The sequence below is a fragment of the Rhodococcus sp. X156 genome (assembly GCF_004006015.1).
Lineage (GTDB): Bacteria > Actinomycetota > Actinomycetes > Mycobacteriales > Mycobacteriaceae > X156.
This window is the reverse complement of sequence record NZ_CP034766.1, coordinates 1,228,164-1,253,480: the sequence shown is the minus strand read 5'-3', so window position 1 is coordinate 1,253,480 and position 25,317 is coordinate 1,228,164. Positions and strand designations below refer to the sequence as shown.

Genomic DNA, 25,317 nt, shown 5'->3' with positions numbered 1-25,317 from the left:
CACATGCGTGGAGGTCACGCGCCCATTCTCCCCCAGAGGGTCTCAGCGCGAGGGCTTGGGGCAGGAAGGGTGCGATCCGGCGGTGACGAGGTCGGACACGGCGCTGCGCGGGTCGCCGCTGGTCACCAGTCCCTCCCCCACCAGCACCGCGTCCGCGCCGGCACCGGCGTAGGCGAGCAGGTCGGCCGTGCCGCGCACGCCCGACTCCGCCACCTTCACCACGTCGCTGGGCAGGCCCGGGGCGATGCGCGCGAACACGTCGCGGTGCACCTCGAGGGTCTTGAGGTCGCGGGCGTTGACGCCGATGACCTTGGCGCCGGCCTGCAGGGCACGGTCGGCCTCGGCCTCGGTGTGCACCTCCACCAGCGCGGTCATGCCGAGGGACTCCACCCGGTCCAGCAGCGCCGTCAGGGTGTTCTGCTCCAGCATCGCCACGATCAGCAGCACCAGGTCAGCACCGTGGGCACGGGCCTCGTGGATCTGGTACGGGCCGACGATGAAGTCCTTGCGCAGCACCGGGATGCTCACCGCGGCGCGCACGGCGTCGAGGTCGGCCAGCGACCCGCCGAAGCGGCGCTCCTCGGTGAGCACGCTGATCACGCGGGCGCCACCAGCCTCGTACTGCGACGCCAGCACCGCCGGCTCCGGGATGTCGGCCAGCGCGCCCTTGGACGGGCTGGACCGCTTCACCTCGGCGATGACGGCGATGCCCGGCTCCTTGAGCGCGGCCACCACGTCCTGCGCGGGCTTGGCCTGCTGCGCCGCGGCCTTGACGGCCTCGAAGTCGGTGATCTTCTCCCGGGCCGCCACATCTGCCCGGACACCCTCCACGATCGAGTCGAGAACGCTCATCGCGTCAAGCCCCCCTTCCCTGCTCGCCCTGCTCAACCTCGCTGAGCCTATCCGGGTGGTGACCTACGTCTCTCATCGGGGCGGCAGGCTGTTGCGCAGCTGTGCCGGTTCCGTGATCAGCGGTCGGGTCCTGTCCCGCGCTGAGGGCGTCCCACAGCTGTCGCTCGGTGACGTCGTCGTCGGTGACAGCCGCCTGCGTGGCCCGCTCGCGCTGCACCGCAGGGGTCTCGTAGCGGGTGGACAGACCACCGGCACGGCGCGGGGCGCGGGCCAGCAGCACGGCGGCGGCCACGGTGAGCAGCGCACCGAGCAGCGCCAGCAGCGGTCCGACGACCGACGCGGAGGTGCTCACCTGCTGGGCCAGCACCGGCGGGGTGATCAGCTCGGCGGCGTGCTCGGCGGAGGGCCCGCCGACCAGCGCCACCACGGCCGGCTCGGCCGCGGCCACCGCGACGACCAGCAGCACCAGCGCCAGCACCCGCACGGCCAGGCCGCGCAGCGCGAAGACCGCGGCGACCCCGGCCAGCAGCACCAGGGCCAGCGGGGTGAGCTGCGCCGCCCAGGTGCTGCCGAGGAGGTCGGCCTCGCGCACGCCCCGCAGGTCGTCCTCGGTGCGTGCCTGCACCCACTGCACGCGGGAGGCGGCCCACAGCGCGACGGCGCCGAGCACCAGCAGCACCGCGGGCACGCGCAGGCCCGACCGGCCTGCCTTCGGGGCGGCCGGCTCCGGTGCCTGGTCGGTCCCCGGCGCCTGGTTCGGATCAGTCATCGGCCACTCCACGCATCGTCTCGGCCGCCGCCACCGCCGACAGCACGGCCAGCGCCTTGTTCACCGTCTCGGTGTCCTCGGCGGCGGGGTCGGAGTCGGCGACCACGCCACCGCCGGCCTGCACGTAGGCGGTGCCGTCCTTGAGCACCGCGGAGCGGATGGCGATGGCGGTGTCGGCGTCACCGGCGAAGTCCAGGTAGCCCACGATGCCGCCGTAGACCCCGCGCCGGGTGGGCTCCATCTGCTCGATGAGCTCCAGCGCCCGCGGCTTGGGGGCACCGGACAAGGTGCCGGCGGGGAAGCACGCCGTCACCGCGTCCAGCGCGGTGCGGTCGGCGGCCAGGCGGCCGGTGACGGTGGAGACCAGGTGCATCACGTGGCTGTAGCGCTCCACGTGCCGGTACTGGGTGACGGTGACCGTGCCCGGCTCGCACACCCGGCCCAGGTCGTTGCGCCCCAGGTCGACGAGCATCAGGTGCTCGGCGTTCTCCTTGGCGTCGGCGCAGAGGTCCTTCTCCAGCAGCAGGTCTTCCTCGGTGCTCGCCCCGCGCCAGCGGGTGCCGGCGATGGGGTGCGTGGTGGCCACGTCGTCCACCACGGTGACCAGCGCCTCCGGGCTGGAGCCGATGATGTCGAAGGCGGTGCCGCCGTGGGCGTCGGGCACCCGGAACAGGTACATGTACGGGCTCGGGTTGGATGCGCGCAGCACCCGGTAGATGTCCAGCGCCTCGGCCTGGGTGGGCATCTCGAAGCGCTGCGAGAGCACCACCTGGAACGCCTCGCCGGCCTCGATCTCGCCGATGAGCTTGCGCACTCCGGCCTGGTGCTGCTCGCTGGTGGTCCGCCGGTGGAACTGCGGGCTGGGCCGGTCGAAGGCGGTGACCGTGGACGGCGCGGCCGAGGCCAGCTTCGTGGTCATCGCGTCCAGCCGCTGCACCGCCGCGGTGTAGGCCTCGTCCACCCGCTCGTCGCTGCCGTCGAAGTTCACCGCGTTGGCGATGAGGGTGATGGTGCCCTCGTGGTGGTCCACCGCGGCCAGGTCGGTGGCCAGCAGCATCACCATCTCCGGCAGCTGCAGGTCGTCGGTGGCCAGCTCGGGCAGGCGCTCCAGGCGGCGCACCGTGTCGTAGCCGAGGTAGCCGACCATGCCGCCGGTGAGCGGGGGCAGGTCGGGCAGGCGCTCGGAGCGCAGCAGCTGCAGGGTCTCGCGCAGCACGTCCAGCGGGTCGCCGCCGGTGGGGGCGCCGGCGGGCACGATGCCCTGCCAGTGCGCCTGACCGTCCACCACGGTCAGCGCGGCGGCGCTGCCCACGCCGATGAACGACCAGCGCGACCAGGAGCGGCCGTTCTCCGCCGACTCCAGCAGGAACGTGCCGGGGCGGTCACCGGCCAGCTTGCGGTAGGCCGAGACGGGGGTCTCGGAGTCGGCCAGCAGCTTCCGCGTCACCGGCACCACGCGGTGCTCCGCCGCGAGGGCACGGAACTCCGCGCGAGTGGGACTCGTCTCCCCGAGGTGCGCACCAGACATGGCTGACAGTCTCCCAGCCAGGCCCGACGTCCCCGCGTGCGCCCCGTCCCTGGCCGTGCCACCCCACCATGGCCCAGCCGACGAGCCGGGGGGATACCGTCTGGAGAATGAAGCAGGGAGAGAAGGCGCCGGACTTCACGCTGCCCGACCAGCAGGGCACGCCCCGGTCGCTGTACCAGCTGCTGGAGCAGGGCCCGGTGGTGCTGTTCTTCTACCCCATCGCGTCCTCGTCGGGCTGCACCGCGGAGGCGTGCCACTTCCGGGACCTGGGCGGTGAGTTCACCGAGCTCGGTGCCCAGCGGGTGGGCATCAGCACCGACAGCGTGTCCCGGCAGCAGAAGTTCGCCACCGCCCACACCTTCGACTACCCGCTGCTGGCCGACGAGGACGGGCAGGTGGCCGACCTGTTCGGGGTGCGGCGCCGGCTGCTGGGCAAGCTGGCCCCGGTCAAGCGGGTGACCTTCGTGATCGACACCGACGCGGTGGTCCTGGCTGCGCTGAGCAGCGAGACCAAGATGAGCTCGCACGCCGACCGCGCGCTGGACGTGCTGCGGGCACGGCCCTAGAGCCTGGCCCCGGCAGCAGCTAGCTGGGGCCGAGCAGCACGTCGGCGTCGAAGCAGGTGCGCTCGCCGGTGTGGCAGGCCGCACCCACCTGGTCCACCACCAGCAGCAGGGTGTCGCCGTCGCAGTCCAGGCGCACCTCGTGCACCTGCTGGGTGTGGCCAGAGGTCTCGCCCTTGACCCACAGCTGCTGGCGTGAGCGCGACCAGTAGGTGGCCTTGCGGGTGGCCAGCGTGCGGGCCAGCGCCTCGTCGTTCATCCACGCCACCATGAGCACCTCGCCGGTGCCCTGCTGCTGCGCCACCGCGCACACCAGCCCGTCGGCGTTGCGCTTGAGCCGGGCGGCGATCGCCGGGTCCAGCACCGGAGCCTGTGCCTCGCTCATCGGACCTCGATGTCCTCGGCGCGCATGGCGTCCTTGACCGCACCGATGGTCAGCTCACCGAAGTGGAAGACGCTGGCGGCGAGCACCGCGTCGGCCCCGGCGTGCACCGCAGGCGCGAAGTGCTCGATGGCCCCGGCTCCCCCGCTGGCGATCACCGGCACGGTGACCGCGGCCCGGGCGGCAGCGATCATGGCCAGGTCGAAGCCCTGCTTGGTGCCGTCGGCGTCCATGGAGTTGAGCAGGATCTCCCCCACCCCCAGCTCGGCACCGCGCCGGGCCCACTCGATGGCGTCGATGCCGGTGCCGCGCTTGCCACCGTGGGTGGTGACCTCCCAGCCCGACGGGGTGGGCTCGGCGCCCTCGGGGACGGTGCGGGCGTCCACCGACAGCACGATGCACTGCGAGCCGTAGCGCTGGCTCAGCTCGCTCAGCAGCTCCGGGCGGGCGATGGCCGCGGTGTTCACGCTGACCTTGTCGGCGCCGGCGCGCAGCAGCTGGTCCACGTCGGCCACCGACCGCACGCCCCCGCCCACGGTGAGCGGGATGAACACCTGCTCGGCGGTGCGCCGGACCACGTCGATCATGGTGGCGCGCTCGCCGGAGGAGGCGGTGACGTCGAGGAAGGTGAGCTCGTCGGCACCCTGGGCGTCGTAGGCCGCGGCCAGCTCCACCGGGTCGCCGGCGTCCTTGAGGTTGGCGAAGCGCACCCCCTTGACCACCCGGCCGCCGTCGACGTCCAGGCACGGGATGACCCGCACGGCGAGGCTCATGCGTGCGCCGCCGACAGGTGGTCGGCGGGGTCGCCGAGGGCGCCGATCAGCTCGAGCATCTCCTGGTGCACGCCGGGCGAGGCCGCCAGCACGGAGGGCGAGGTGATGGTCCAGGGGTTGCCCGCCAGGTCGGTGACCACTCCCCCCGCCGCGCGGACCTGGCAGACGCCGGCCGCGTTGTCCCAGGCGTGGTGGCCGAAGGTGACCGAGCCGCCGAGCAGGCCGGCGGCGGTCCAGGCCAGCTCGAGGCCGGTGGAGCCCAGCATCCGCACGCGCAGGCAGGCGCGGCTGACCTCACCGAACACCTGGTAGCGGTACTCGCCGGGGTAGTGCCCGCCGGAGGCGCGGTTGAGCGCGCCGACGCTGGTGGTCGAGGACTGCAGGGTGCGGCTCTGCAGCCGAGGTACCTCCACGCCGTTGCAGAACAGCGGGCCGTCCTGCACCGCGGTGTAGCGCTGGTTGAGCAGCGGCAGCCAGGTCAGCCCGGCCACCGGCACGCCGTCGTGCACCAGGGCGAGCAGCATGCCGCTCAGCGGCAGGCCGGCGGAGTAGTTGGCGGTGCCGTCCACCGGGTCGAGCACCCACACGGTCCCGGTGGCCACGTCGGGGCCGCCGAACTCCTCGCCGTGCACCGCGATCCCGGTGCGCCGGGTCAGCTCGGCGGTGAGCCGACGCTCCAGCTCCAGGTCGACGGCGGTGGCGAAGTCCGCGGGGCCCTTCTCCACCTCGCTGGGGGCACCCAGGCCGGTGACGAAGCGCTCGCTGACCTCGTCGAGCAGGGCCGCGGCCTCGGCCAGCAGTCCTGCGGCGTCGGGGGTGCTCACTGCGATACCGCTGCCAGCGCCTCGGGCAGGGTGAAGCGGCCGGCGTAGAGCGCCTTGCCGACGATCGCGCCCTCCACACCCTCGTCCACCAGCGCGGCGATGGCCCGCAGGTCGTCCACGGTGGACACCCCGCCGGAGGCCACCACGGGAGCGTCGGTGACGGCGCAGACCTCGGAGAGCAGCTGCAGGTTGGGGCCGGTCAGGGTGCCGTCCTTGGTGACATCGGTGACCACGTAGCGGGCGCAGCCGTGCCGCTCCAGGCGCTCCAGCACCTCCCACAGGTCGCCGCCGTCGCTCACCCAGCCGCGGGCGGCGAGGCGGTACTGGTCACCGGTGATGCGCACGTCCAGGCCGACGGCAATCTGGTCGCCGAAGCGCTCGATGGCGCTGGCGCACCACTCGGGGTCCTCCAGCGCGGCGGTGCCCAGGTTCACCCGGCGGCAGCCGGTGGCCAGCGCGGCCTCCAGCGAGGCGTCGTCCCGGATCCCGCCGGAGAGCTCCACCTGCACGTCCAGCTCGCCGACCACCGCGGCGAGCAGCTCACGGTTGTTGCCGCGGCCGAAGGCGGCGTCGAGGTCGACCAGGTGCACCCACTCGGCTCCGGCCGACTGCCAGGCGAGGGCGGCGTCTCGGGGCGAGCCGTAGTCGGTCTCGCTCCCTGCCTCTCCTTGCACCAGGCGGACGGCCTGACCGTCGGCGACGTCAACAGCGGGCAGCAGGACCAGGCTCACGTGGGCCAACTCTAGTAGTCGGCGTCCGGCGCCCGACCGGCCGGTCTCGGCGACCGGGCGTCAGAGGCTCTTGACCCAGTTCTCCAGCAGCGTGGCACCGGCGTCACCGGACTTCTCCGGGTGGAACTGGGTGGCCGACAGCGGTCCGTTCTCCACCGCGGCGAGGAACCGGCCGCCGTGCTCGGCCCAGGTCAGCTTGGCGGGGGGCAGCGGTCCGTCTTCGTCGAGCTCCCACTGGCGCGCGGCGTAGGAGTGCACGAAGTAGAAGCGGGTGTCGGCGTCGAGCCCGGCGAACAGGGTGCTGTCCTCGGGTGCCTCCACGGTGTTCCAGCCCATGTGTGGCAGCACCTTGGCCGGCAGCATCTCCACCGTGCCCGGCCACTCGCCGCAGCCGGTCGAGGCCTCGGGAGAGCCGTGGTCGAACTCCACCCCGCGCTCGAAGAGCACCTGCATGCCCACGCACACCCCGAGCACCGGACGTCCACCGGCCAGGCGCTCGCCGATGATGCGGTCACCCTTGACCTCGCGCAGGCCGGCCATGCACGCGGCGTAGGCGCCCACGCCGGGCACCATCAACCCGTCGGCAGCCAGGGCCTCGCGGGGGTCGGCGGTGACGGTGACCTGGGCACCCACCCGCTCGAGCGCACGCTCGGCGGAGCGCAGGTTGCCGGAGCCGTAGTCCAGGACCACGACGGATGCAGCTGTCATGCACTCCAGCGTAGTGGCCCACCCCGACACTGCCCGCGCGGGCGGGGGTGCGTCCGCCCACACCTCAGGAGCCGCACCCTCCTGCCGGGACACGCCCTGACCACGCACTCCGGCACCACCATCCCCCAGGCCGGCGTGGCGGCCGCAGAACCTGGACTGCCGGAACCTGGCAAGAAAGGGCGACGGGAGCAGCCGGTCACCGACGCTGTGCTGCGGCCGGCCGTCCCGCACGCTTGAGGGAACATTCAACTTCTGTGAGGAGACCCTGTGCTCGACGTACCGATGTGGTTGTGGGTGGCCTTCGGGGCCATCGTGGTCGTGGCCCTGGCGGTGGACCTTCTTGCGCACCGCGACGACCACGTCATCGGGTTCAAGGAGGCCGCGCTGTGGAGCGCCGGCTGGGTGGGCCTGGCCGTGATCTTCGGCGGCGTGGTGTTCGCCGTGCTCGGCAGCGGCGCCGGGGTGGAGTACTCCACCGCCTGGCTGCTGGAGAAGAGCTTGTCCGTGGACAACCTCTTCGTGTTCGCGCTGATCTTCGGCTACTTCAAGGTGCCCCAGGAGTACCAGCACCGCGTGCTGTTCATGGGTGTCATCGGCGCCCTGGTGTTCCGGGCGATCTTCCTGGGCCTCGGCGTGGCCGTGGTCAACCAGTTCACCGCCATCCTGTTCGTCTTCGCCGCGATCCTGCTCTACAGCGCGTTCAAGCTGGTCAAGGGCGACGACGACAGCTACGACCCCAGCAAGAGCCTGGCGCTGAAGCTGATGAACAAGGTCATCCCGACCACGGAGGACTACCACGGCACCAAGTTCTTCATCAAGCAGGGCGCCAAGTGGGTGGGCACTCCCCTGCTGGCCGTGGTGGTCACCATCGAGGCGGCTGACCTGCTCTTCGCGGTGGACAGCGTGCCGGCCGTGCTGGCGGTAAGCGACGAGGCGTTCATCGTCTACACCTCCAACGCCTTCGCCATCCTGGGCCTGCGGGCGCTGTACTTCCTGCTCCGCGGGCTGCTGGACAAGTTCCACTTCCTGGACAAGGGCCTGGCCATCATCCTGGCGTTCATCGGCGTCAAGCTGATGATGCAGGCCGGCCACAAGACCATCTCCACCTCCATTCCGGAGATCCCCTCGCTGGTCAGCCTGGCCGTGATCGTGGTGGTGCTCGCCGGGTCCATCGCCCTGAGCATCCTCCGGCCCCAGGCCGCGGAGGACGACGAGGAGAAGGCGCCGGCGCTGGACGACCCAGCGCAGGCTGGGCGGGCCTCGGAGGCACCGGCAGGACCGGGCGGCGGCGAGATGATCAAGCGCCCCAACCCGGACCTGGAGCGCGACACCCGCTGACCCGCTCCGTTCCGCACACGACGAGCCCCGCACCGGATTCCGGTGCGGGGCTCGTCGTGCGTGGGGGGTCAGACCATGCGGAGCACGGCGCCGGCCAGGGCGAGCGCGCCCAGCACGCCGGCGACCACGGCCACCGGCCGAGCACTGTGGCGGGTGGTCCAGGCACCGCCCAGGAAGAACCCGGCCACGACCACCAGGATGAAGGCCAGCGTCTGGTCGCTCACCGGCCGGTCCTCACAGCGAGCCCTTGGTGGAGGGGACGCCGAGCACCCGGGGGTCGGGCTCCACGGCGGCGCGCAGCGCGCGGGCCACGGCCTTGAACTCGGCCTCGGTGATGTGGTGCGGGTCGCGGCCGTAGAGGGTGCGCACGTGCAGGTTGATGCGGGCGTGGAAGGCCAGCGACTCGAAGACGTGCCGGTTGATCACCGTGTTGTACGGCGCTCCCCCGTCGGCCCGCCCGGCGATGGTGGTGGTGAGCATCTGCTCCGGCTCACCGGTGTGCACGCAGTAGGGCCGGCCCGACACGTCCACCACGGCGTGCACGAGCGTCTCGTCCATCGGGATCCAGGCGTCACCGAAGCGGCGGATGCCGGCCTTGTCGCCGAGCGCCTGGCCCAGGGCCTGGCCCAGCACGATGGCGGTGTCCTCCACCGTGTGGTGCGCCTCGATGTCGGTGTCGCCGGAGGCGGCCACGGTGAGGTCGAAGCTGGCGTGGGTGCCCAGCGCGTTGAGCATGTGGTCGTAGAAGGGCACGCCCGTGCTGACGCTCACCTGACCGGTGCCGTCCAGGTTCAGCTCGACCACGATGCTCGACTCGCGGGTGGTGCGCTCCACTCGTGCGGTGCGGCCGGTCATGCGGGGGCTCCTTCGATGTCTGTGCGGACGAGATCAGCCGAGACCTGCAGGAACGCGTCGTTCTCCGCGCGCAGGCCGACCGTCGTACGAAGGTACCCGGGGATGCCGACGTCGCGGATCAGCACACCGCGGTCGAGGTAGTGCTGCCACGTGGCGCCGGCGTCGGTGAAGTGGCCGAAGAGCACGAAGTTGGCGTCGCTGGGCACCACCTGGAAGCCCTGCTCGCGCAGCGTCCGGCAGACCCGGTCACGCTCGGCGGACAGCTCGGCCACCGAGGCCAGGGTGTCGTCGGCGTGGCGCAACGCGGCCCGAGCCGCCGTCTGGGTGAGCACCGACAGGTGGTACGGCAGGCGCACCAGCAGCATGGCGTCCACCAGGGCGGGGGCGGCCACCAGGTAGCCCAGCCGACCACCGGCGAAGGCGAAGGCCTTGCTCATGGTGCGGCTCACCACCACCTTGGTGGGGAACTCCGCGACCAGCTCCACGGCGCTGGGCGCGGGGGAGAACTCCGCGTAGGCCTCGTCCACCACCACGATGCCCGGCGCCACCGCCAGCAGCGTGCGCAGCTGGGCCAGGGTGGTGCTCTGCCCGGTGGGGTTGTTGGGGCTGGTGACGAACACGACGTCGGGCTGGTGGGTGCGCACGGCGTCCACCGCCGCGTCCAGGTCCAGGCCGAAGTCGGCGCCACGGGGCACCGACAGCCACGTGGTCTGGGTGCCCGCGGCCAGCAGCGGGTGCATCGAGTACGACGGCACGAAGCCCATCGCGGTGCGCCCGGGGCCACCGAAGGCCTGCAGCAGCTGCTGCAGCACCTCGTTGGAGCCGTTGGCCGCCCACACGTTGCGGACGTCGACGGCGACGCCGGTCTGCCGCGTGAGGTAGGCGGCCAGGTCGGTGCGCAGGGCCACCGCGTCACGGTCGGGGTAGCGGTGCAGCTCGGTGGCTGCCTCGCCCACCGCGGCGGTGAGGTCGGCGACCAGCGCAGCGCTGGGCGGGTGCGGGTTCTCGTTGGTGTTCAGCCGCACCGGCACGTCCAGCTGCGGCGCGCCGTAGGCACTGGCTCCGCGCAGCTCCGCCCGCAGGGGCAGGTCGTCGATGGTGATCGCCGATCCGGGCACCTGGCGCTCGTCGGGGGCGCTCACCGGGAGCGCTCGGGCGAGCCGAAGCGCACCTGCACGGCCGTGCCGTGCGCGGGCAGGTCCTCGGCACCGGCCAGGGCCACCACGTGCCCGGCCACGTCGGCGAGGGCCTGCTCGGTGTACTCCACCACGTGGATGCCGCGCAGGAAGGTCTGCACGCTCAGGCCGGAGGAGTGCCGGGCGCAGCCGGCGGTGGGCAGCACGTGGTTGCTGCCGGCGCAGTAGTCGCCCAGGCTCACCGGCGACCACGGGCCGACGAACACCGCACCGGCGTTGCGCACCCCGGCGGCGACGTCGGCGGCGTCGGCGGTCTGGATCTCCAGGTGCTCGGCGGCGTAGGCGTTGACCACCCGCAGGCCCTCGGCCACCGAGGAGACCAGCACGATGCCGGACTGCTTCCCGGACAGGGCCGTGCGCACCCGCTCGGCGTGCTTGGTGGCGGCCACCTGCTCGGTGACCGCGGCGTCCACGGCGTCGGCCAGGTCCTCGCTGGTGGTGACCAGCACGCTGGCGGCCAGCACGTCGTGCTCGGCCTGGCTGATCAGGTCGGCCGCGACGTGCACGGCGTCGGCGGTCTCGTCGGCCAGGATCGCGATCTCGGTGGGCCCGGCCTCGGAGTCGATGCCCACCAGCCCGCGCAGCAGCCGCTTGGCCGCGGTGACGTAGATGTTGCCCGGACCGGTGATGAGGTCCACCGGCTCCAGCTCGGCCGGCTCACCGTCCACCGCGGTGGTGTCGGTGCCGCCGAGGGCGAGCAGCGCGATGGCCTGGGCGCCACCGGCGGCCCACACCTCCTGCACGCCCAGCAGCGCGCAGGCGGCCAGGATGGTGCCGTCGGGCAGACCCCCGTTGTCGGCCTGCGGCGGCGAGCACACCACCACCGAGCTGACCTCCGCGGCCTGCGCGGGCACCACGTTCATCACCACGCTGGAGGCGAGCACCGCGTTGCCGCCGGGGACGTACAGACCGACCCGGTCCACCGGCACCCAGCGCTCGGTGACCGTGCCGCCCTCGACCACCTGCGTGACGGTGTCGCGGCGACGCTGGTCGGCGTGCACCCGGCGGGCGCGGGCGATGGACTCCTCCAGCGCGGCGCGCACGGTGGGGTCGAGGTGCTCCAGGGCGCGGTCGAGCTCCTCGGCGGGCACCCGCACCGAGCGGGGGCGCACCTTGTCGAACTTCTCGCTCAGCTCGAGCACCGCCTCCACCCCGCGCTCGCGGACGGCGTCGACGATGGGGCGCACCGTGTGCAGCACCGCGTCCACGTCGACCTCGCCGCGCGGCAGGGCGGCGCGCAGCTCAGCAGTGGACGGGGTACGACCGCGCAGGTCGGTGCGGGCGAGCATGGTGAGCCTCCAGCGGAGTTCGACGACAGTTCACCAGGATAGGCCGCCTGGCCGGGCCGCCGGACGACTGAGTCCCCCGACTCGGTGTCCTCCGGCTCTGGCCCGGCCAGGTGGCCGCCCCGTGGTGGGACTGGTTCGTCAGGACTCGCGGATCTGCTTGGCCTGCGCCACCGCTGCCTTGTCCTCGTCGTCGAGCTTGCGGGTGTCGCGCGGCTCGGCGAAGGGCTGCACGTCCTCGGGCAGGCCGTCGGCGATGGCCCGGCCGTGCTCGAGCTCGGCGTTGACCTCGGCGCCGAGCAGGATGGCCACGTTGCTCAGCCACAGCCAGACCAAGAAGATGATCACGCCCGCGAGCGCGCCGTAGGTCTTGTCGTAGGAGGAGAAGTTGGTGACGTAGACGGCAAACAGGCCGGAGATGATCACCCAGACCACCACCGCGAGCAGGCCACCGGGGCTGACCCACTTGATCCCGCCCTGCTTGGCGTTGGGCGAGGCCCAGAACAGGATGGCCAGCAGCACCGAGATCAGCACCAGCAGCACGGGCCACTTGGCGATGTTCCACACCAGCACGGCGGTGTCGCCGACGCCGACGACGTCACCGATCTGCTTGGCCACCGGTCCGCTCACCACCACGATCACCGCGCTGAGCACCAGGATCAGCACCGCCACGATGGTCACGCCCACCCGGATGGGGGTGGTCTTCCAGATCGGCCGGCCCTCGCCGATGCCGTAGATCACGTTGGAGGCGCGCATGAAGGCCGCCACGTAGCCCGAGGCGGACCACAGGGCGACCACCAGGCCGATGATCGCGCTCAGGCTGGCGCTGCTCTTGTTGGCCTGCGCCTGGTCGATGAGGGTGCGCACGAAGTCGGCGCTGGAGCCGGGAGCGATCTGCTGCACCTGGTTCATCAGGTCCTGGGTGGTCGTCGGACCCAGCAGACCGAGGATGGAAACGAGCACGATCATGCCCGGCACGATCGCCAGCACCGCGTAGTAGGTGAGCCCTGCGGCGAGGTCGGTGAGGTTGTCCTTCTGGAACTGCTTGCCCGCCCGCTTCACCACCGCCATCTTGGACTTGCCGGACAAGTCACCAGGGCCCTGCGGGTTGTTGGCGTCCAGGTCGGGCCGGGCGCCACCGGTGGGCCCACGGTTCTCCACCGCGGCACCGGAGCGGGCGGGACGCTGGGCGTCCTCGCTGTGGCTGGGACTCATGTCTTCTCCATCGCAAGGTCAGGGCCATGTGCTGGGCCCGGTCTGGTCGGAAAGCAGGCGCGCCGCGGGCGGCCGAGCGGGACTCGGCGCCAGCCGCGTCGACCGCAGCAGTCGGAGAGGTGCTCCGCTGAGGTGGCCAAAGGTAGCGCGTGGCGATCAGCCCCGCCCCGTGAACCCGCGCGTGGCCCGGGTCTGCGGCACGGGTCTGGCGCTCAGCTCAGGTCCAGGCCCAGGTCGAGCACGGTGACGGAGTGGGTGAGCGCACCGACGGCGACGTAGTCCACCCCGGTGGCGGCGTAGTCGGCGGCCACGGCCAGGGACAGCCCGCCCGAGGACTCCAGCAGCGTGGCCGGGGCGACAGCGTCGCGGCGCCGGACCGCCTCCGCGGTGTCGGCCACGTCGAAGTTGTCCAGCAGCACCAGCTCGGCGCCCTCGGCCAGCACCTCGTCCAGCTGGTGCAGCGAGTCCACCTCCACCTCGCACGGCAGCTGGGGCGCGGCCGTCCGCACCGCCCGCAGCGCGGCCACCACCGAGCCGGCTGCCACCACGTGGTTGTCCTTGACCAGGGCGGCATCGCCCAGCCCGAGCCGGTGGTTCACCCCACCGCCGGCGCGGACGGCGTACTTCTGCAGCAGCCGCAGCCCGGGCAGCGTCTTGCGGGTGTCTCGGACGCGGCAGCCGGTGCCCGCCGTGGCCGCCACCCAGGCGTCGGTGGCGGTGGCCACGCCGGACAGGTGGCACACCAGGTTCAGCATCGTCCGCTCCGCGGTGAGCAGGCCGGCGGTGGTGGCCTCGACGGTGAGCACGGCCGAGCCGGGCTGCAGGCGAGCGCCGTCGTCGCTGCGCTGCAGCACCCGGTAGCCGTCCGCGCCGAGGACGGTGTCCAGCACCGCCAGCGCCACCCCGGTGCCGGCCAGCACCCCGGACTGCCGGCTCACCACTGCGCCGGTGGCCACCGCGTCGGCGCCCACCGTGGCCGTGGTGGTGACGTCCGGGCCGTAGCGCAGGTCCTCCCCCAGCGCGGTGGCGACCACGCGGCGCACGTCCTCGACGTCCAGGCCCTGCCTGGTCAGCAGGGTGGTGGTGGCCGGCGCCAGGTCGTGCAGGGCGGGGGTGGGCAGGACGGTCATGCCAGGGCTCCTGTGCGGTGGGTGGGGTGGTCCTGGGGCACCACCGTGGGGCGGCCGGTCTCCCGGTCGAGCACGACCAGGCTGGGCAGAGCCGCCGAGCCGGTGCTGCTCGGAGAGTCGGTGCTGGCCGGAGAGTCGGTCCGCACGTGGCAGCCCCGGCTCTCGGTGCGCCAGGTGGCGGCAGCGACCAGGGCCTCGGCGACGGTGGTGAGGGTGGCGTCCTCGCGGGCCCGCTGGTCGAGCGGGTAGGCCAGCGGTGCCGCCGTGAGCGCGTCGGCGACGGTGCCCAGCCCGGTGGCGTCGCGGCCGATGCCGGCGTGCGCGCTCATCAGGTGCTGCAGCCGGGTGCGGTCGAGCACCGGCGCAGGTGTCGGCGGCAGCACCGGGGCAGCCTCCACCCGGCCTGCGGCGACCACCCGCTCGGCCGCGGCCGCCGCCACCCGCTCGGCCATCACCAGGCCCTCGAGCAGGCTGTTGGACGCCAGCCGGTTGGCACCGTGCAGCCCGGTGCGGGCCACCTCGCCGGCGGCGTAGAGGCCCTCGACCCCGGTGCGGCCGTGCACGTCGGTCCGCACTCCGCCGCAGGAGTAGTGGGCGGCCGGAGCCACCGGGATCGGCGCGCGGGCGGGGTCGATGCCCACCGCCGCGCAGGCCGCGTGCACGGTGGGGAAGCGTGTGCGCAGGTCGGGCACCGCGCGGGCGTCCAGCCACACGTGCTCGGCCCCGGTGCGGGCCAGCACGGCGGTGATCGCCCCGGCCACCACGTCGCGGGGGGCGAGGTCGCCCAGCGGGTGCACCCCGGAGGTCACCGAAGCGCCGTCGGGGCCCACCAGGCGTGCGCCCTCGCCGCGCACCGCCTCGGTGACCAGCGGTCGCTGCCCGGTGGCGGCGGCGGTGAACAGCACCGTGGGGTGGAACTGCACCAGCTCCAGGTCGCTGACCACCGCCCCGGCGGCCAGGGCCAGGGCGATGCCGTCACCGGTAGCCACGGTCGGGTTGGTGGTGACCGCGTAGAGGTGGCCGAGCCCGCCGGTGGCCAGCACCACCGCCGGCGCGTGCAGCACCCCGAGGGCCCCGCCGGCGTCGGTGACCGCGAGGCCGTGCACGGACCCGTCGCGGCCGAGCAGCACCCGGGTGGCGTGGTGGTGCTCGAGCACCGCCGGCCCGGGCAGGCTCTGCTGCGTCGCGGCGCCGAGCGCGCGCTGCACCTCGGCGCCGGTGGCGTCACCACCGGCGTGCACCACCCGGCGGAAGCGGTGCCCGCCCTCGCGGGTGCGCGCCACGCTGCCGTCGGGCGCCCGGTCGAACACCGCGCCCCGCTGCACCAGGCGGCGCACCGCACCGGCGCCGGCACCGACCACCGAGCGCACCGCGGCCTCGTCGCACAACCCCGCACCGGCAGCCAGGGTGTCGGCCACGTGGGCCTCCACCGTGTCCCCGCCGGCCGTGTCCCCGTCCGCCGTGTCCCCGTCCGATGTCTCCCCGCCAGCCGTGGTCCCGGCACCCGCCGTCGCGGCACCGTCGACCACCGCGATCCCGCCCTGTGCCCAGGCGGTGGCCGAGTCGTGCAGGCCAGCCTTGCTCACCACCAGCACCCGCAGCCCCCGCTCGTGGGCGGTGAGCGCGGCGGTGAGCCCGGCGACACCGCTGCCGACCACGACGACGTCGGCGTGCGCCTCCCAGCCGCTCGTGCCGGCGGGGCTCACTACTCGCCGCCGCCGGGCTGGCCGATGGCGATCATCCGGCGCACCGCGCCGCTGGCCCGCCGGGCGGTCTCCGCATCGACGTGCACCTCGTCGGCACCCTCCACCAGGCACCGCAGCAGCGCGGCCGGGGTGATCATCTTCATGTACCGGCAGGACGCCTTCTCGTTCACCGCGCGGAAGTCCACGCCCGGCGCGGCCTGGCGCAGCTGGTGCAGCATCCCCACCTCGGTGGCCACCAGCACCTCGCGAGTTCCCCCGGGGGCCAGGGCGCGGGCGGAGTCGAGCATCCCACCGGTGGAGAGGATCTTCACCCGGTCGGCGGGCACCGCACCCTCCCCGGCCAGGTAGAGCGCCGAGGTGGCGCACCCGCACTCCGGGTGGATGTAGAGCTCGGCGTCGGGGTGGGCCGCGGCCTGCGCCGCCAGCTCGTCGCCGTTGATGCCGGCGTGCACGTGGCACTCCCCCGCCCACACCAGGACGTTGTCGCGCCCGGTCACCCGCCGCACGTGCGCGCCGAGGAACTGGTCGGGCAGGAAGAGCACCTCCTGGTCGGCCGGGATCGACTCCACCACCTCGACCGCGTTGGAGGAGGTGCAGCAGATGTCGGTGAGCGCCTTCACCTCGGCGGTGGTGTTCACGTACGACACCACCACCGCACCGGGGTGCTCGGCCTTCCACTCCGCCAGCTGGGTGGCGTCGATGGAGTCCGCCAGCGAGCAGCCCGCGCGCTCGTCGGGGATGAGCACCGTCTTGTGCGGGGCCAGGATCTTCGCCGTCTCGGCCATGAAGTGCACGCCGCAGAACACGATGGTGTCGGCCTCGGACTCCGCGGCGATGCGCGAGAGCGCCAGCGAGTCGCCGACGTGGTCGGCCACGTCCTGGATGGCCGGGAGCTGGTAGTTGTGCGCCAGCAGCACCGCGTTGCGCTCGGCCAGCAGCGCGCGCACCTGCTGGGTCCAGGCGCCGTCGGGCTCCACGCCCACGTAGCCGGCGTCGGTGCGCTGGTAGGGGGTGGCTGCAGCTGTGGTCGTCATCGCCGATCTCCTCGTCCGCCCGGGGCCGGCTGGACGCCCACCCAGTTTTCGACTTACGATCGAAAACATGGTTGATGATAGCAGCAGCAACGAGGTGCTCGTCACAGTGCTGCAAGTTCGCCTCGGCGCCAACGGACTTGAGCTCGCCGTCCTGCTGTGGCAGCGCGCCCAGGACCCGGAGGCCGGCCGCTGGGCGCTGCCCGGCGGGCGGTTGCGGCCGGACGAGGACGTGGAGGCCTCCGCGCGGCGCCAGCTGGCCGAGAAGGTAGACGTCCGGGACGTGGCGCACCTGGAGCAGCTCGCCGTCTTCAGCGACCCGCACCGGGTGCCCGGCCGGCGCACCGTGGCGTCCACCTTCCTGGGGCTGGTCCCGCTGCCGGCCGATCCGCAGCTGCCGCCGGACACCCACTGGCACCCCGTGCACGCGCTGCCGGAGATGAGCTTCGACCACGGCACCGTGGTGCAGCGCGCGTGCGCCCGGCTGGCCGGCAAGCTCTCTTACACCAACATCGCCTTCGCGCTGGCCCCTGCGGAGTTCACGCTGTCCACGCTGCGAGACCTCTACGGCGCAGCGCTGGGCTACCCGGTGGATGTGACCAATCTCAAACGAGTGCTCGCGCGCCGCGGTGTCATCACCCCCACGGGCGCCACCTCAGCCTCCGGCCGGGCGGGCGGCAGGCCTGCTGCTCACTTCCGGTTCACCGACAGCCGACTACGTGTCACCGATGCTTTCGCCGCGCTGCGACCACCCGGCCACCCCTAGCGCGCCGGATCGTTGCCCGCCCGCATGGTGACCGTGCGCAACCGACGGAGCCGACGTAACGTAGCGGCGTGCCCGAAACGCTGCCGTTGTTCCCGCTGGGGACCGTGCTGCTCCCGGGGGCCTTGCTGCCCCTGCACATCTTTGAGCCGCGGTACCGCCAGCTCGTCACCGACCTCGTGACCGGCGCCGTGCCGGACCGCACCTTCGGGGTGGTGGCCGTCCGACCAGGCTGGAACATCGCCGACGGGGTGGCCGAGGCCGTCTACGAGGTGGGGTGCACCGCCGAGCTGCAGGACGCCCAGCGGCTGCAGGACGGCGGCTTCGACGTCATCACCCGAGGCATGCGTCGCTTCCGGCTGCTGGCCATCGACCCCACCGCAGCGCCGTACCTGACGGCGACGGTGGAGTGGCTGCCCGACCTGCCCACCGAGCGCGAGCCGCGCCAGGAGCTGACCAGCGCGTCCTCGGTGCGGGCACTCGCCACCCAGGCCCGCGGTGCCCACCAGCGGTACTGCTCGCTGGCCTGGCAGCGCGACGACTGGCGCTCACCCAGGAAGGACGTGGACCCGGCGATCCTGTCGCACGTGCTTGCCTCGGACTGCCTGCTCCCGCTGGAGGACCGGCAGAGCCTGCTGGAGCAGCGCTGCGCGGCGCTGCGGCTGCAGATGATCCGGCGCCTGGTGGCCCGGGAGGCGGAGTTCCTGCAGCGCTTGAGCGCGGTGCCGGCGACGCCGGAGCTCGCTAGCGCTCCGCTGAGCCTGAACTGAACCCAGGCGGTCCCTCGTGCAGGGAACCGGCCCCGCTCGCCCCCACGGTGGAGTGCCCCTGCGGCTCGGCCTGCCGGGCAGGGCCTGCACCCAAGTTGTCGTCGCCGCTGAAGGCCACCGCGGTGGTGTAGGCGAAGGCGGCGCCCAGCGGCTGAGCCACCAGCACCATCCAGGTGCCCAGCGTGGGTGGCAGGGCCAGGATCGAACCCACCGCCGCGGCTGCCGGACCCTCCGGCACCGCCAGCAGGCCCACTGACCGGGCGACCAGCGCGCTCAGCGCGGAGCCGAGCACCACCAGCAGCAGCACCGTCGTTCCCCGCCGGGTGCGCCACACCCAGGCCGCCGCCCCGGTGACCAGTCCGGCGCCCAGCCCCATCAGGGCGAACAGCGCGACGTCGTCGAACAGGTGGTAGCTCTCGGTCGGCAGCTCGGCCACCGAGCCGTCGCGCAGCACCAGGGCGAGCGTGCTCGGTGCCAGCACCGCCCAGAGCCAGCCCAGGATCGCCCCGAGCACCACCAGGGCCGCCAGCACCGTCCCGCCGGCACGGACGTCCCGCCGGAGGTTCACCGCCGCGCCCGCACGCTCACCGCTGCCCGAGCTCCACGGAGTCGGTGATGCCGTGCCGGCTGCACCGTGCCCACCAGCCGTCCGGGCGCACCTGGACGACCATGCGCCGAGCACAGATCCCGCAGAAGCGGGGCGGCTCGAGCTGCAGCAGGTCCTCGCACCGCGGGTGCGGGCCGTCCTGCTCCCCGCAGGCACCGCAGAACTTCGGCGTCAGCACCGCGCTCACAGCGTGTCGTTGAGGGCCTTGATCGGCATCTGCAGCTCGCCGAGCAGGTCGAGGTCGGTCTCCGCCGGACGCCCCAGGGTGGTGAGGTAGTTGCCCACGATGACGGCGTTGATGCCGCCGAGAATGCCCTGGCGCGCACCCAGGTCGCCGAGGGTGATCTCGCGGCCGCCGGCGAAGCGCAGCACCGTGCGGGGCAGGGCCAGCCGGAAGGCGGCGATGGCGCGCAGCGCGTCCTGCGCGGGCAGCACCTCGAGGTCGCCGAAGGGGGTGCCGGGGCGCGGGTTGAGGAAGTTCAGCGGAACCTCGTCGGGCTCCAGCGCCGCCAGGTCGGTGGCGAACTCGGCGCGCTGCTCCAGGGTCTCCCCCATGCCGAGGATGCCGCCGCAGCAGACCTCCATGCCGGCCTCGCGCACCATCCGCAGGGTCTCCGAGCGCTCCTCCCAGGTGTGCGTGGTGACCACCTTGGGGAAGTGTGACCGGGAGGTCTCCAGGTTGTGGTTGTAGCGGTGCACGCCCATCGCGGCCAGCTGGTCGACCTGCTCCTGGGTGAGCATGCCCAGCGAGCAGGCGATCTGGATGTCCACCTCGGAGCGGATGGCCTCGATACCCGCGGAGACCTGCGCCATCAGCCGCTCGTCGGGACCGCGCACGGCGGCGACGATGCAGAACTCGGTGGCACCGGTCTTGGCGGTCTGCTTGGCCGCCTCCACCAGGTTGGGGATGTCCAGCCAGGCCGAGCGCACGGGGGAGGTGAACAGCCCGGACTGGGAGCAGAAGTGGCAGTCCTCGGGGCAGCCGCCGGTCTTGAGGCTGATGATGCCCTCGACCTCGACCTCGGGCCCGCACCAGCGCATGCGCACGTCGTGGGCCAGCGAGAGCAGCTCGTCGAGCTTGTCGTCGGGCAGCTGCAGGACGGCGAGCACCTGCTCCTGGTTCAGCGCCTCGCCACGCTCGAGCACCTGCTCGCGCGCAATGGCGAGAATGTCGGCGGACAGGATGTCGGTGTGCTCAGCTACTGCGGTCACCCTGGAACTCCTCTCGCGGCCACCCCACCGGGCTCGACCGCTTGGCACGTCTGACGCCGCCTAGTGTGCCTCAGGCCAGGCGGGACCCGTGCATCCGGAGGGGGCAAGCGCGCCAGCCGGTTCCCGCCGCGGCCGTGTCGGCGGCGCCAGGCATCATGTCTGGCTGTGACCCCGCCCTTCTTGCGCCGCAGCACTCGACGTCGATCAACCCTCGTGGCGGTGGCGCTGGTCGGCGCTGCGGCGCTGAGCGGCTGCTCGGCCGACACCGACGCACCCACCGCGCAGACCGGCCCCGCTGGAGCCAGCCCGACAGCACCCGGCTCGACTGCACCTGGCTCGACGACACCTCCGGGCACCCCCGACCCCGCGGCCGACGGTGCGGCCGCAGCACCAGGTGCCCCGGCGGCGAGCGGCACGGCCCTCGCCGCGCTGGCGACGCTGCCGGTGAAGGGACGCGCGCCCAAGACCGGCTACAGCCGGGACGAGTTCGGCGCGGCGTGGGCCGACGTGGACCGCAACGGCTGCGACACCCGCAACGACGTCCTGGCCCGCGACCTCACGGCCACCTCGGCGCGACCGGGCACCCGCGAGTGCGTGGTGCTCACCGGCGTGCTGCAGGACCCGTACTCGGGCAAGCCGATCTCCTTCACCCGAGGGGAGACCACGTCCGCGGCCATCCAGATCGACCACGTGGTGGCGCTCTCGGACGCCTGGCAGAAGGGCGCCCAGCAGCTCGACCGCACCCGGCGCACCGCGCTGGCCAACGACCCGCTGAACCTGCTGGCGGTGGACGGGCCGCTGAACAACCAGAAGTCCGACTCCGACGCCGCCTCCTGGCTGCCGCCCAACCGGGCCTACCGCTGCGCCTACGTCGCCCGCCAGGTGGCGGTGAAGACCACCTACGCCCTGTGGGTCACCCAGGCCGAGCGGGACGCCATCGCCGGGGTGCTGCAGGAGTGCCCGGCCGAGCCGCTGCCGACCGGTGGGGCCCCGGCGGCCGTGGCCCAGCAGGAGGCACCCCGGCAGGAGGCACCCCAGCCGCCGGCCGCGCCGGCCCCTGCCCCGCAGGCCCCCACCGAGCAGGCTCCCGGCAACCCGGCCACCGCGCCGTTCGCCAGCTGCGCCGCCGCCCGGGCTGCCGGCGCGGCCCCGGTGCACCGCGGTGAGCCGGGGTACTCCAGCAAGATCGACCGGGACGGGGACGGCGTCGGCTGCGAGTAGCCCCGGCTAGTGCGCGTGGGAGTGCTCGTGCACCTCGGCCGGCTGGTCCACCGTCAGCTCGTCGTCCACGCGGTCGTGGTCGGTGGTCCTGGCGTAGGTCACCTCGTCCCAGCCCTTGTGCCAGTACCCGATGACCAGCTGGCGCCTGCGGTCGAAGCCCTTGTCCTTCAGGTGCTTGCGGGCGGCCAGCGCCAGCTGGGACTCCCCCGACACCCACACCCGCACGTCCTCGGCACCCACCGGCAGCTCCACCTCGCGCAGCGCGTCGATGAGCAGCGTGGTGGAGCCGGGGGCCGCGCCGTTGCGGTAGAGCCACCGCACGTCCAGCCCGGCCGGTGCGTGCAGGTCCTGGCGCTCGGCCTCGTCGGCCACCTCCACCAGCACCACCCCGCGCTGGTCGACGGGCCGCCTGGCGATGATCGCGGCCATCGCCGGCAGCGCCGCCTCGTCGCCGACCAGCAGGATCCACGACGCCCGGCCGATGGTCAGCCCACCGCCTCCCAGCACACCCAGGACGTCCCCGGGCTGGGCCCGTTCGGCCCACGCCGCGGCCAGGCCCGCCGCACCATCACCGTCACCGTGGCCGTGCCGGACGAAGTCCACGTCCATCTCCCCGGCAGCACGGTCGGCGCGGCGCACGGTGTAGGTGCGCACCCGGGCGCGCTGGCTGCCCTGGAACTGGTAGCCGTTCGCCCACACCGGCAGGTCCAGCGGGGCGTCACCGTCGGGGAAGAACAGCTTGACGTTGGGCTCGCAGTCGCCGCTGAGATAGGTGCGCACCCCCTCGCCGGCGAAGGTCACCCGGCGCATCCTGGGGGTGACGGTGCTGACGGCGGTGACGACGACCTCGACGGGGAGCGTGCTCATGCGGGTTCCTCCAGGGGGATGACCATGGGCTTGCCGGTGACGGGGTCGGGAATGACCAGCGCGCCCAGCCCGAACACCTCCCGCACCAGCTCGGGGGTGACCACCTCGGTGGGTGCGCCGGTGGCGACCACCCGGCCGTCCTTCATGGCGATCAGGTGGTCGGCGTAGCGGAACGCCATGTTCAGGTCGTGCAGCACCGCCACCAGCGTGTAACCACCGCTGGCGTGCAGCGAGCGGCAGAGGTTGAGCACCTCCAGCTGGTGGGAGAGGTCGAGGTAGGTGGTGGGCTCGTCCAGCAGCAGGATCGGCGTCTGCTGGGCCAGCACCAGCGCCAGCCACACCCGTTGCCGCTGGCCGCCGGAGAGCTCGTCCACCGGGCGGTCGGCCAGGTCGAGCAGGTCGGTCACCCGCATCGCCTCGGTGACCGCCGCCTCGTCCTCCGGCGACCACTGCCGCAGCAGGCTCTGGTGCGGGAAGCGCCCACGGCTGACCAGGTCGGCCACCGCGATGCCGTGCGGGGCCACCGACGACTGCGGCAGCAGGCCGAGCCGGCGGGCCACCTCCCGGGAGGAGTACTCGGTGATGAGCCTGCCGTCCAGCACCACGCTGCCCTCGGTGGGCTTGAGCAACCGGGACAGTGCCCGCAGCAGGGTGGACTTGCCGCAGGCGTTGGGGCCGATGATCGCGGTGAACGAGCCGGTCGGGACGTCCACGTCCAGGCCCTGCGAGATCTGCCTGCCCTCGTAGCCGAGGGTGAGCCGCTCACCGCCCAGGATCGTCGGGGCGAGCGCCCGCTCGGTGGGGCCGGACAGGGTCTTTGCGGGGCCGGACAGGGTCTTTGCGGGGCCGGACATGGCCCTCCTCTCGGTCATACCTGCCTGGAGCGGGTGAGCAGGTACAGCAGGTAGCTGCCCCCCAGGAAGCCGGTCATCAGCCCGACCGGCATGGACGCGTTCAGCGGCAGGTACAGGGTGAGCAGGTCGGCGACGACCACCAGCACCGCACCCATCAGGGCGGCGAGGGCCAGCGGCGCCCCGTCGGCCCGCGTCAGCCGCCGCACCAGCTGGGGCGCGGCCAGCGCCACGAACGCGAGCGGACCGGCGGCGGCGGTGGCCAGGGCGGTCATGCCCACCGCGGCGACCATGAGCACCAGCCGGGTGCGCTCCACCCGGATGCCGAGCTGGCGGGCGAGGTCGTCGCCCATCTCCATCACGTTGAGGTTGCGCCCCAGCGCCAGCACCACCGGCAGCAGCAGCACGAACCCCACCAGCACCGGCATGGCGTGCGTCCAGCTGCGCACGTTCAGCGACCCGCTCAGCCACAGCTGGGCGGAGACGGCCTGGTCGATCTGCCCCTTGGCCAGCAGCAGGTTGTTCACCGCGGCCAGCACTGCGCCCACGCCGATGCCGATGAGCACCAGCCGGTACCCCCCGGTGACGCCACCCTTGAGCGACAGCAGGTACACCGCCGCCGCGGTGAGCAGCCCGCCCCCCACGGCAGCCGCCGCGGTGGCGGTGGGACCGGCGTTGAACAGGATGATCTGGGCGACGGCGCCGGTGGCCGAGCCGGTGGTGAAGCCGATGATGTCGGGCGAGCCCAGCGCGTTGCCGGAGATGGACTGGAACACCGAGCCGGCCACGCCCAGGCAGCAGCCCACGAAGATCCCGGTGACCAGCCGGGGCAGCCGGATGTCCACCACGATCATCCGGGTGGCCGAGCTGTCGGCCCGGCCCAGCAGGGCGGCGACGACCTCCGTCCAGCTCAGCTGCATGGCGCCGGTGCCGAGCACCACCACCCCCATCGCGGCAGCGAGCACCGCCAGCACCAGGCCGACGATGACCACCCGCGGGTGCCAGCGCACCGAGAGCGGACCCACCCGCAGCAGCCGGCCCGTCAGCCGCACCGGGGTGACGGGGGCGCCCGGCAGCGGGCCGGTGATGGTCGGCGTCACAGCGTCGCCATCTTCCTGCGCCGCACCAGCACGACGAAGAACGGACCGCCGATGATCGCGGTCATCACACCCGCACCGATCTCGCCGGGATAGATGACCACCCGGCCGGCCACGTCGGCGAGCAGCATGAGGAGGGCCCCCAGCAGCATCGCGTAGGGCAGCAGCCAGGTGTGCACCGGGCCGACCAGCAGGCGCGCGACGTGCGGCGCGGCCAGACCGACGAAGGCGATGGGGCCGGCGGCCGCGGTGGCGGCGCCGGAGAGCAGCAGCACGGCCACGGCGGCGAGGATCCAGGTGCGGCGCTGGGAGATGCCCAGCGCCGTGCTGAGGTCCGAGCCCAGGGCGACCGAGTCCAGCGAGCGGGACAGGGCGAAGGCGATGACGAAGCCCACCGCGCAAACCACCGCCACCACCGGGAGCACCTCCCAGCCGCGGCCCTGCAGGGAGCCGGTGTTCCAGTTGCGGTAGGCGTCGTAGGTCGTCTCGTCGCTGTTGATGAGCACCATGTTGGTCAGGGCCAGCAGCACGAAGCCGATCCCGGCCCCGGCGAGCACCAGGCGCACCGGGTTGGTGCCCACGTCGTGGGCGCGCCCCAGCACGTACACCGCAACCCCGGCGAGCCCCGCACCGAGGAAGCCCAGCCACACGTAGCCCATGATCGTGGTGATGCCCAGCGCGGAGATGCCGATGGCCACCGCGGCCGCGGCACCGGCGTTGATGCCCAGGATCCCGGGCTCGGCCAGCGGGTTGCGGGTCAGCGCCTGCATGATCGTGCCGGCCAGGCCGAGCGCGGCGCCAACCACGAGGGCCAGCAGCGTGCGCGGCACCCGCAGGTCCACCACCAGCAGGTGCAGGTCGTTGGTGGGGTCGTGGCTGAACAGCGCCTGCAGCGTGGTGCCCAGGGGAATGCCCCGCGAGCCCACGGCCAGGCTGAGCAGCGACAGCACCAGCAGCACCAAAACCCCGACCGCGAGGCCGGTGCGACGCAGCGTGCTGCGGGACGCACCGGCCTCGACGGTCGACTTCAGAGTGCTCACTG

The 25,317-nt window shown here is 73.1% G+C and carries 27 protein-coding genes and 1 pseudogene; 5 read left to right on the top strand and 23 right to left on the bottom strand.

The genetic code is table 11. From position 1 onward, the window contains the following. Window positions 1-42: 42 nt before the first annotated feature. The 3 genes from trpC to ELX43_RS05955 are packed head-to-tail and all read right to left on the bottom strand — an operon-like array spanning window position 43 to window position 3,149. Window positions 43-852 (bottom strand): indole-3-glycerol phosphate synthase TrpC, encoded by an 810-nt coding sequence (trpC, locus tag ELX43_RS05965; protein WP_127782566.1) that lies wholly within the window; start codon window positions 850-852, stop codon window positions 43-45. Between the two features lie 4 nt (window positions 853-856). Continuing rightward, the gene (locus ELX43_RS05960; protein ID WP_127782565.1) at window positions 857-1,621 is read right to left on the bottom strand and encodes a TIGR02234 family membrane protein; all 765 of its coding nucleotides are present in this window, start codon (window positions 1,619-1,621) and stop codon (window positions 857-859) included. Further along, a complete protein-coding gene (locus tag ELX43_RS05955) occupies window positions 1,614-3,149 on the bottom strand; it encodes an anthranilate synthase component I (RefSeq protein ID WP_127782564.1) in 1,536 nt (511 codons plus the stop codon). The genes ELX43_RS05960 and ELX43_RS05955 overlap by 8 nt, the downstream gene beginning before the upstream one ends. A gap of 107 nt (window positions 3,150-3,256) precedes the next feature. Between ELX43_RS05955 and ELX43_RS05950 the strand changes: the two genes are divergently transcribed. Continuing rightward, a complete protein-coding gene (locus ELX43_RS05950; RefSeq protein WP_127782563.1) occupies window positions 3,257-3,715 on the top strand; it encodes a peroxiredoxin in 459 nt (152 codons plus the stop codon). Between the two features lie 19 nt (window positions 3,716-3,734). On the opposite strand, the gene hisI is transcribed toward ELX43_RS05950, so the two are convergent. From hisI to hisH, 5 genes are read right to left on the bottom strand one after another with little or no spacing between them, the layout of a single operon-like run. Beyond that, window positions 3,735-4,097, bottom strand: a complete 363-nt coding sequence (hisI, locus tag ELX43_RS05945) for a phosphoribosyl-AMP cyclohydrolase (protein WP_127782562.1) — start codon at window positions 4,095-4,097, stop codon at window positions 3,735-3,737. Next, complete coding sequence (gene hisF, locus ELX43_RS05940) at window positions 4,094-4,867, bottom strand: imidazole glycerol phosphate synthase subunit HisF (RefSeq protein WP_127782561.1); 774 nt, start codon at window positions 4,865-4,867, stop codon at window positions 4,094-4,096. Before hisF ends, hisI begins: the two co-directional genes overlap by 4 nt. After that, window positions 4,864-5,697, bottom strand: coding sequence for an inositol monophosphatase (locus ELX43_RS05935; RefSeq protein WP_127784713.1), 834 nt, complete (start codon window positions 5,695-5,697; stop codon window positions 4,864-4,866). Before ELX43_RS05935 ends, hisF begins: the two co-directional genes overlap by 4 nt. Then, window positions 5,688-6,422 carry a bifunctional 1-(5-phosphoribosyl)-5-((5-phosphoribosylamino)methylideneamino)imidazole-4-carboxamide isomerase/phosphoribosylanthranilate isomerase PriA gene (priA, locus tag ELX43_RS05930; RefSeq protein WP_127782560.1) on the bottom strand — a complete coding sequence of 245 codons (735 nt, stop codon included), beginning with the start codon at window positions 6,420-6,422 and terminating at the stop codon, window positions 5,688-5,690. The genes ELX43_RS05935 and priA overlap by 10 nt, the downstream gene beginning before the upstream one ends. Before the next feature lie 60 nt (window positions 6,423-6,482). Then, the gene (gene hisH, locus ELX43_RS05925; protein ID WP_127782559.1) at window positions 6,483-7,130 is read right to left on the bottom strand and encodes an imidazole glycerol phosphate synthase subunit HisH; all 648 of its coding nucleotides are present in this window, start codon (window positions 7,128-7,130) and stop codon (window positions 6,483-6,485) included. Window positions 7,131-7,397: 267 nt separating this feature from the next. On the opposite strand from hisH, the gene ELX43_RS05920 reads away from it, so the two are divergent. Then, window positions 7,398-8,468 (top strand): TerC family protein, encoded by a 1,071-nt coding sequence (locus ELX43_RS05920; RefSeq protein ID WP_241249806.1) that lies wholly within the window; start codon window positions 7,398-7,400, stop codon window positions 8,466-8,468. Window positions 8,469-8,536: 68 nt separating this feature from the next. Here the strand turns inward: ELX43_RS05920 and ELX43_RS17585 are convergent, their stop codons facing one another. The 8 genes from ELX43_RS17585 to nadA form a co-directional block, all read right to left on the bottom strand. Next, window positions 8,537-8,692 carry a hypothetical protein gene (locus ELX43_RS17585; protein WP_164860588.1) on the bottom strand — a complete coding sequence of 52 codons (156 nt, stop codon included), beginning with the start codon at window positions 8,690-8,692 and terminating at the stop codon, window positions 8,537-8,539. Between the two features lie 10 nt (window positions 8,693-8,702). Beyond that, on the bottom strand, window positions 8,703-9,323 hold the full coding sequence (hisB, locus tag ELX43_RS05915; protein WP_127782558.1) for an imidazoleglycerol-phosphate dehydratase HisB: 621 nt from the start codon (window positions 9,321-9,323) through the stop codon (window positions 8,703-8,705). Then, window positions 9,320-10,465, bottom strand: coding sequence for a histidinol-phosphate transaminase (locus ELX43_RS05910; protein ID WP_127782557.1), 1,146 nt, complete (start codon window positions 10,463-10,465; stop codon window positions 9,320-9,322). The genes hisB and ELX43_RS05910 overlap by 4 nt, the downstream gene beginning before the upstream one ends. Further along, window positions 10,462-11,808: a histidinol dehydrogenase gene (hisD, locus tag ELX43_RS05905; protein ID WP_127782556.1), complete on the bottom strand. Its 1,347-nt coding sequence runs from the start codon at window positions 11,806-11,808 to the stop codon at window positions 10,462-10,464. The genes ELX43_RS05910 and hisD overlap by 4 nt, the downstream gene beginning before the upstream one ends. Before the next feature lie 138 nt (window positions 11,809-11,946). After that, the gene (locus ELX43_RS05900) at window positions 11,947-13,020 is read right to left on the bottom strand and encodes a YihY/virulence factor BrkB family protein (RefSeq protein ID WP_127782555.1); all 1,074 of its coding nucleotides are present in this window, start codon (window positions 13,018-13,020) and stop codon (window positions 11,947-11,949) included. Window positions 13,021-13,232: 212 nt separating this feature from the next. After that, on the bottom strand, window positions 13,233-14,150 hold the full coding sequence (gene nadC / locus ELX43_RS05895; RefSeq protein WP_127782554.1) for a carboxylating nicotinate-nucleotide diphosphorylase: 918 nt from the start codon (window positions 14,148-14,150) through the stop codon (window positions 13,233-13,235). Continuing rightward, window positions 14,147-15,856 (bottom strand): L-aspartate oxidase, encoded by a 1,710-nt coding sequence (locus ELX43_RS05890; RefSeq protein WP_127782553.1) that lies wholly within the window; start codon window positions 15,854-15,856, stop codon window positions 14,147-14,149. Before ELX43_RS05890 ends, nadC begins: the two co-directional genes overlap by 4 nt. Next, window positions 15,856-16,890 carry a quinolinate synthase NadA gene (gene nadA / locus ELX43_RS05885; protein ID WP_127782552.1) on the bottom strand — a complete coding sequence of 345 codons (1,035 nt, stop codon included), beginning with the start codon at window positions 16,888-16,890 and terminating at the stop codon, window positions 15,856-15,858. Before nadA ends, ELX43_RS05890 begins: the two co-directional genes overlap by 1 nt. Window positions 16,891-16,957: 67 nt before the next feature. On the opposite strand from nadA, the gene ELX43_RS05880 reads away from it, so the two are divergent. After that, the gene (locus ELX43_RS05880) at window positions 16,958-17,653 is read left to right on the top strand and encodes an NUDIX domain-containing protein (RefSeq protein WP_127782551.1); all 696 of its coding nucleotides are present in this window, start codon (window positions 16,958-16,960) and stop codon (window positions 17,651-17,653) included. Window positions 17,654-17,739: 86 nt separating this feature from the next. Then, window positions 17,740-18,420 (top strand): LON peptidase substrate-binding domain-containing protein, encoded by a 681-nt coding sequence (locus ELX43_RS05875; RefSeq protein ID WP_206518200.1) that lies wholly within the window; start codon window positions 17,740-17,742, stop codon window positions 18,418-18,420. Here ELX43_RS05875 and ELX43_RS05870 read toward each other — a convergent pair. The 3 genes and pseudogenes from ELX43_RS05870 to bioB form a co-directional block, all read right to left on the bottom strand. Then, window positions 18,395-18,988, bottom strand: coding sequence for a DUF2567 domain-containing protein (locus ELX43_RS05870; protein WP_164860587.1), 594 nt, complete (start codon window positions 18,986-18,988; stop codon window positions 18,395-18,397). The genes ELX43_RS05875 and ELX43_RS05870 overlap by 26 nt on opposite strands. A gap of 16 nt (window positions 18,989-19,004) precedes the next feature. Beyond that, a pseudogene (locus ELX43_RS17955) lies at window positions 19,005-19,136 on the bottom strand (hypothetical protein); the annotation flags it as partial. Window positions 19,137-19,210: 74 nt separating this feature from the next. Then, window positions 19,211-20,209 (bottom strand): biotin synthase BioB, encoded by a 999-nt coding sequence (gene bioB, locus ELX43_RS05860; protein ID WP_164860701.1) that lies wholly within the window; start codon window positions 20,207-20,209, stop codon window positions 19,211-19,213. 249 nt (window positions 20,210-20,458) lie between these two features. On the opposite strand from bioB, the gene ELX43_RS05855 reads away from it, so the two are divergent. Then, on the top strand, window positions 20,459-21,460 hold the full coding sequence (locus tag ELX43_RS05855) for a DUF1524 domain-containing protein (RefSeq protein WP_127782546.1): 1,002 nt from the start codon (window positions 20,459-20,461) through the stop codon (window positions 21,458-21,460). A gap of 6 nt (window positions 21,461-21,466) precedes the next feature. On the opposite strand, the gene ELX43_RS05850 is transcribed toward ELX43_RS05855, so the two are convergent. From ELX43_RS05850 to ELX43_RS05835, 4 genes are read right to left on the bottom strand one after another with little or no spacing between them, the layout of a single operon-like run. Beyond that, window positions 21,467-22,327 (bottom strand): siderophore-interacting protein, encoded by an 861-nt coding sequence (locus tag ELX43_RS05850; protein ID WP_127782545.1) that lies wholly within the window; start codon window positions 22,325-22,327, stop codon window positions 21,467-21,469. Then, entirely contained in the window at window positions 22,324-23,181 is an 858-nt protein-coding gene (locus ELX43_RS05845; RefSeq protein ID WP_127782544.1) for an ABC transporter ATP-binding protein, read from the bottom strand. Before ELX43_RS05845 ends, ELX43_RS05850 begins: the two co-directional genes overlap by 4 nt. Before the next feature lie 14 nt (window positions 23,182-23,195). Further along, window positions 23,196-24,278: an iron chelate uptake ABC transporter family permease subunit gene (locus ELX43_RS05840; protein ID WP_241249804.1), complete on the bottom strand. Its 1,083-nt coding sequence runs from the start codon at window positions 24,276-24,278 to the stop codon at window positions 23,196-23,198. After that, window positions 24,275-25,315 (bottom strand): iron ABC transporter permease, encoded by a 1,041-nt coding sequence (locus ELX43_RS05835; protein WP_127782543.1) that lies wholly within the window; start codon window positions 25,313-25,315, stop codon window positions 24,275-24,277. The genes ELX43_RS05840 and ELX43_RS05835 overlap by 4 nt, the downstream gene beginning before the upstream one ends. Window positions 25,316-25,317: the final 2 nt, after the last annotated feature.

Coding starts and splice junctions, on each gene's coding strand:
- nadA (WP_127782552.1), bottom strand. CDS start 16,890: ATGACGACCACAGCTGCAGCCACCCCCTACCAGCGCACCGACGCCGGC.
- hisH (WP_127782559.1), bottom strand. CDS start 7,130: ATGACAGCTGCATCCGTCGTGGTCCTGGACTACGGCTCCGGCAACCTG.
- hisI (WP_127782562.1), bottom strand. CDS start 4,097: ATGAGCGAGGCACAGGCTCCGGTGCTGGACCCGGCGATCGCCGCCCGG.
- ELX43_RS05845 (WP_127782544.1), bottom strand. CDS start 23,181: ATGTCCGGCCCCGCAAAGACCCTGTCCGGCCCCGCAAAGACCCTGTCC.
- ELX43_RS05960 (WP_127782565.1), bottom strand. CDS start 1,621: ATGACTGATCCGAACCAGGCGCCGGGGACCGACCAGGCACCGGAGCCG.
- hisB (WP_127782558.1), bottom strand. CDS start 9,323: ATGACCGGCCGCACCGCACGAGTGGAGCGCACCACCCGCGAGTCGAGC.
- ELX43_RS05880 (WP_127782551.1), top strand. CDS start 16,958: ATGGTTGATGATAGCAGCAGCAACGAGGTGCTCGTCACAGTGCTGCAA.
- ELX43_RS05900 (WP_127782555.1), bottom strand. CDS start 13,020: ATGAGTCCCAGCCACAGCGAGGACGCCCAGCGTCCCGCCCGCTCCGGT.
- nadC (WP_127782554.1), bottom strand. CDS start 14,150: ATGACCGTCCTGCCCACCCCCGCCCTGCACGACCTGGCGCCGGCCACC.
- ELX43_RS05850 (WP_127782545.1), bottom strand. CDS start 22,327: ATGAGCACGCTCCCCGTCGAGGTCGTCGTCACCGCCGTCAGCACCGTC.
- ELX43_RS05955 (WP_127782564.1), bottom strand. CDS start 3,149: ATGTCTGGTGCGCACCTCGGGGAGACGAGTCCCACTCGCGCGGAGTTC.
- hisF (WP_127782561.1), bottom strand. CDS start 4,867: ATGAGCCTCGCCGTGCGGGTCATCCCGTGCCTGGACGTCGACGGCGGC.
- ELX43_RS05950 (WP_127782563.1), top strand. CDS start 3,257: ATGAAGCAGGGAGAGAAGGCGCCGGACTTCACGCTGCCCGACCAGCAG.
- trpC (WP_127782566.1), bottom strand. CDS start 852: ATGAGCGTTCTCGACTCGATCGTGGAGGGTGTCCGGGCAGATGTGGCG.
- hisD (WP_127782556.1), bottom strand. CDS start 11,808: ATGCTCGCCCGCACCGACCTGCGCGGTCGTACCCCGTCCACTGCTGAG.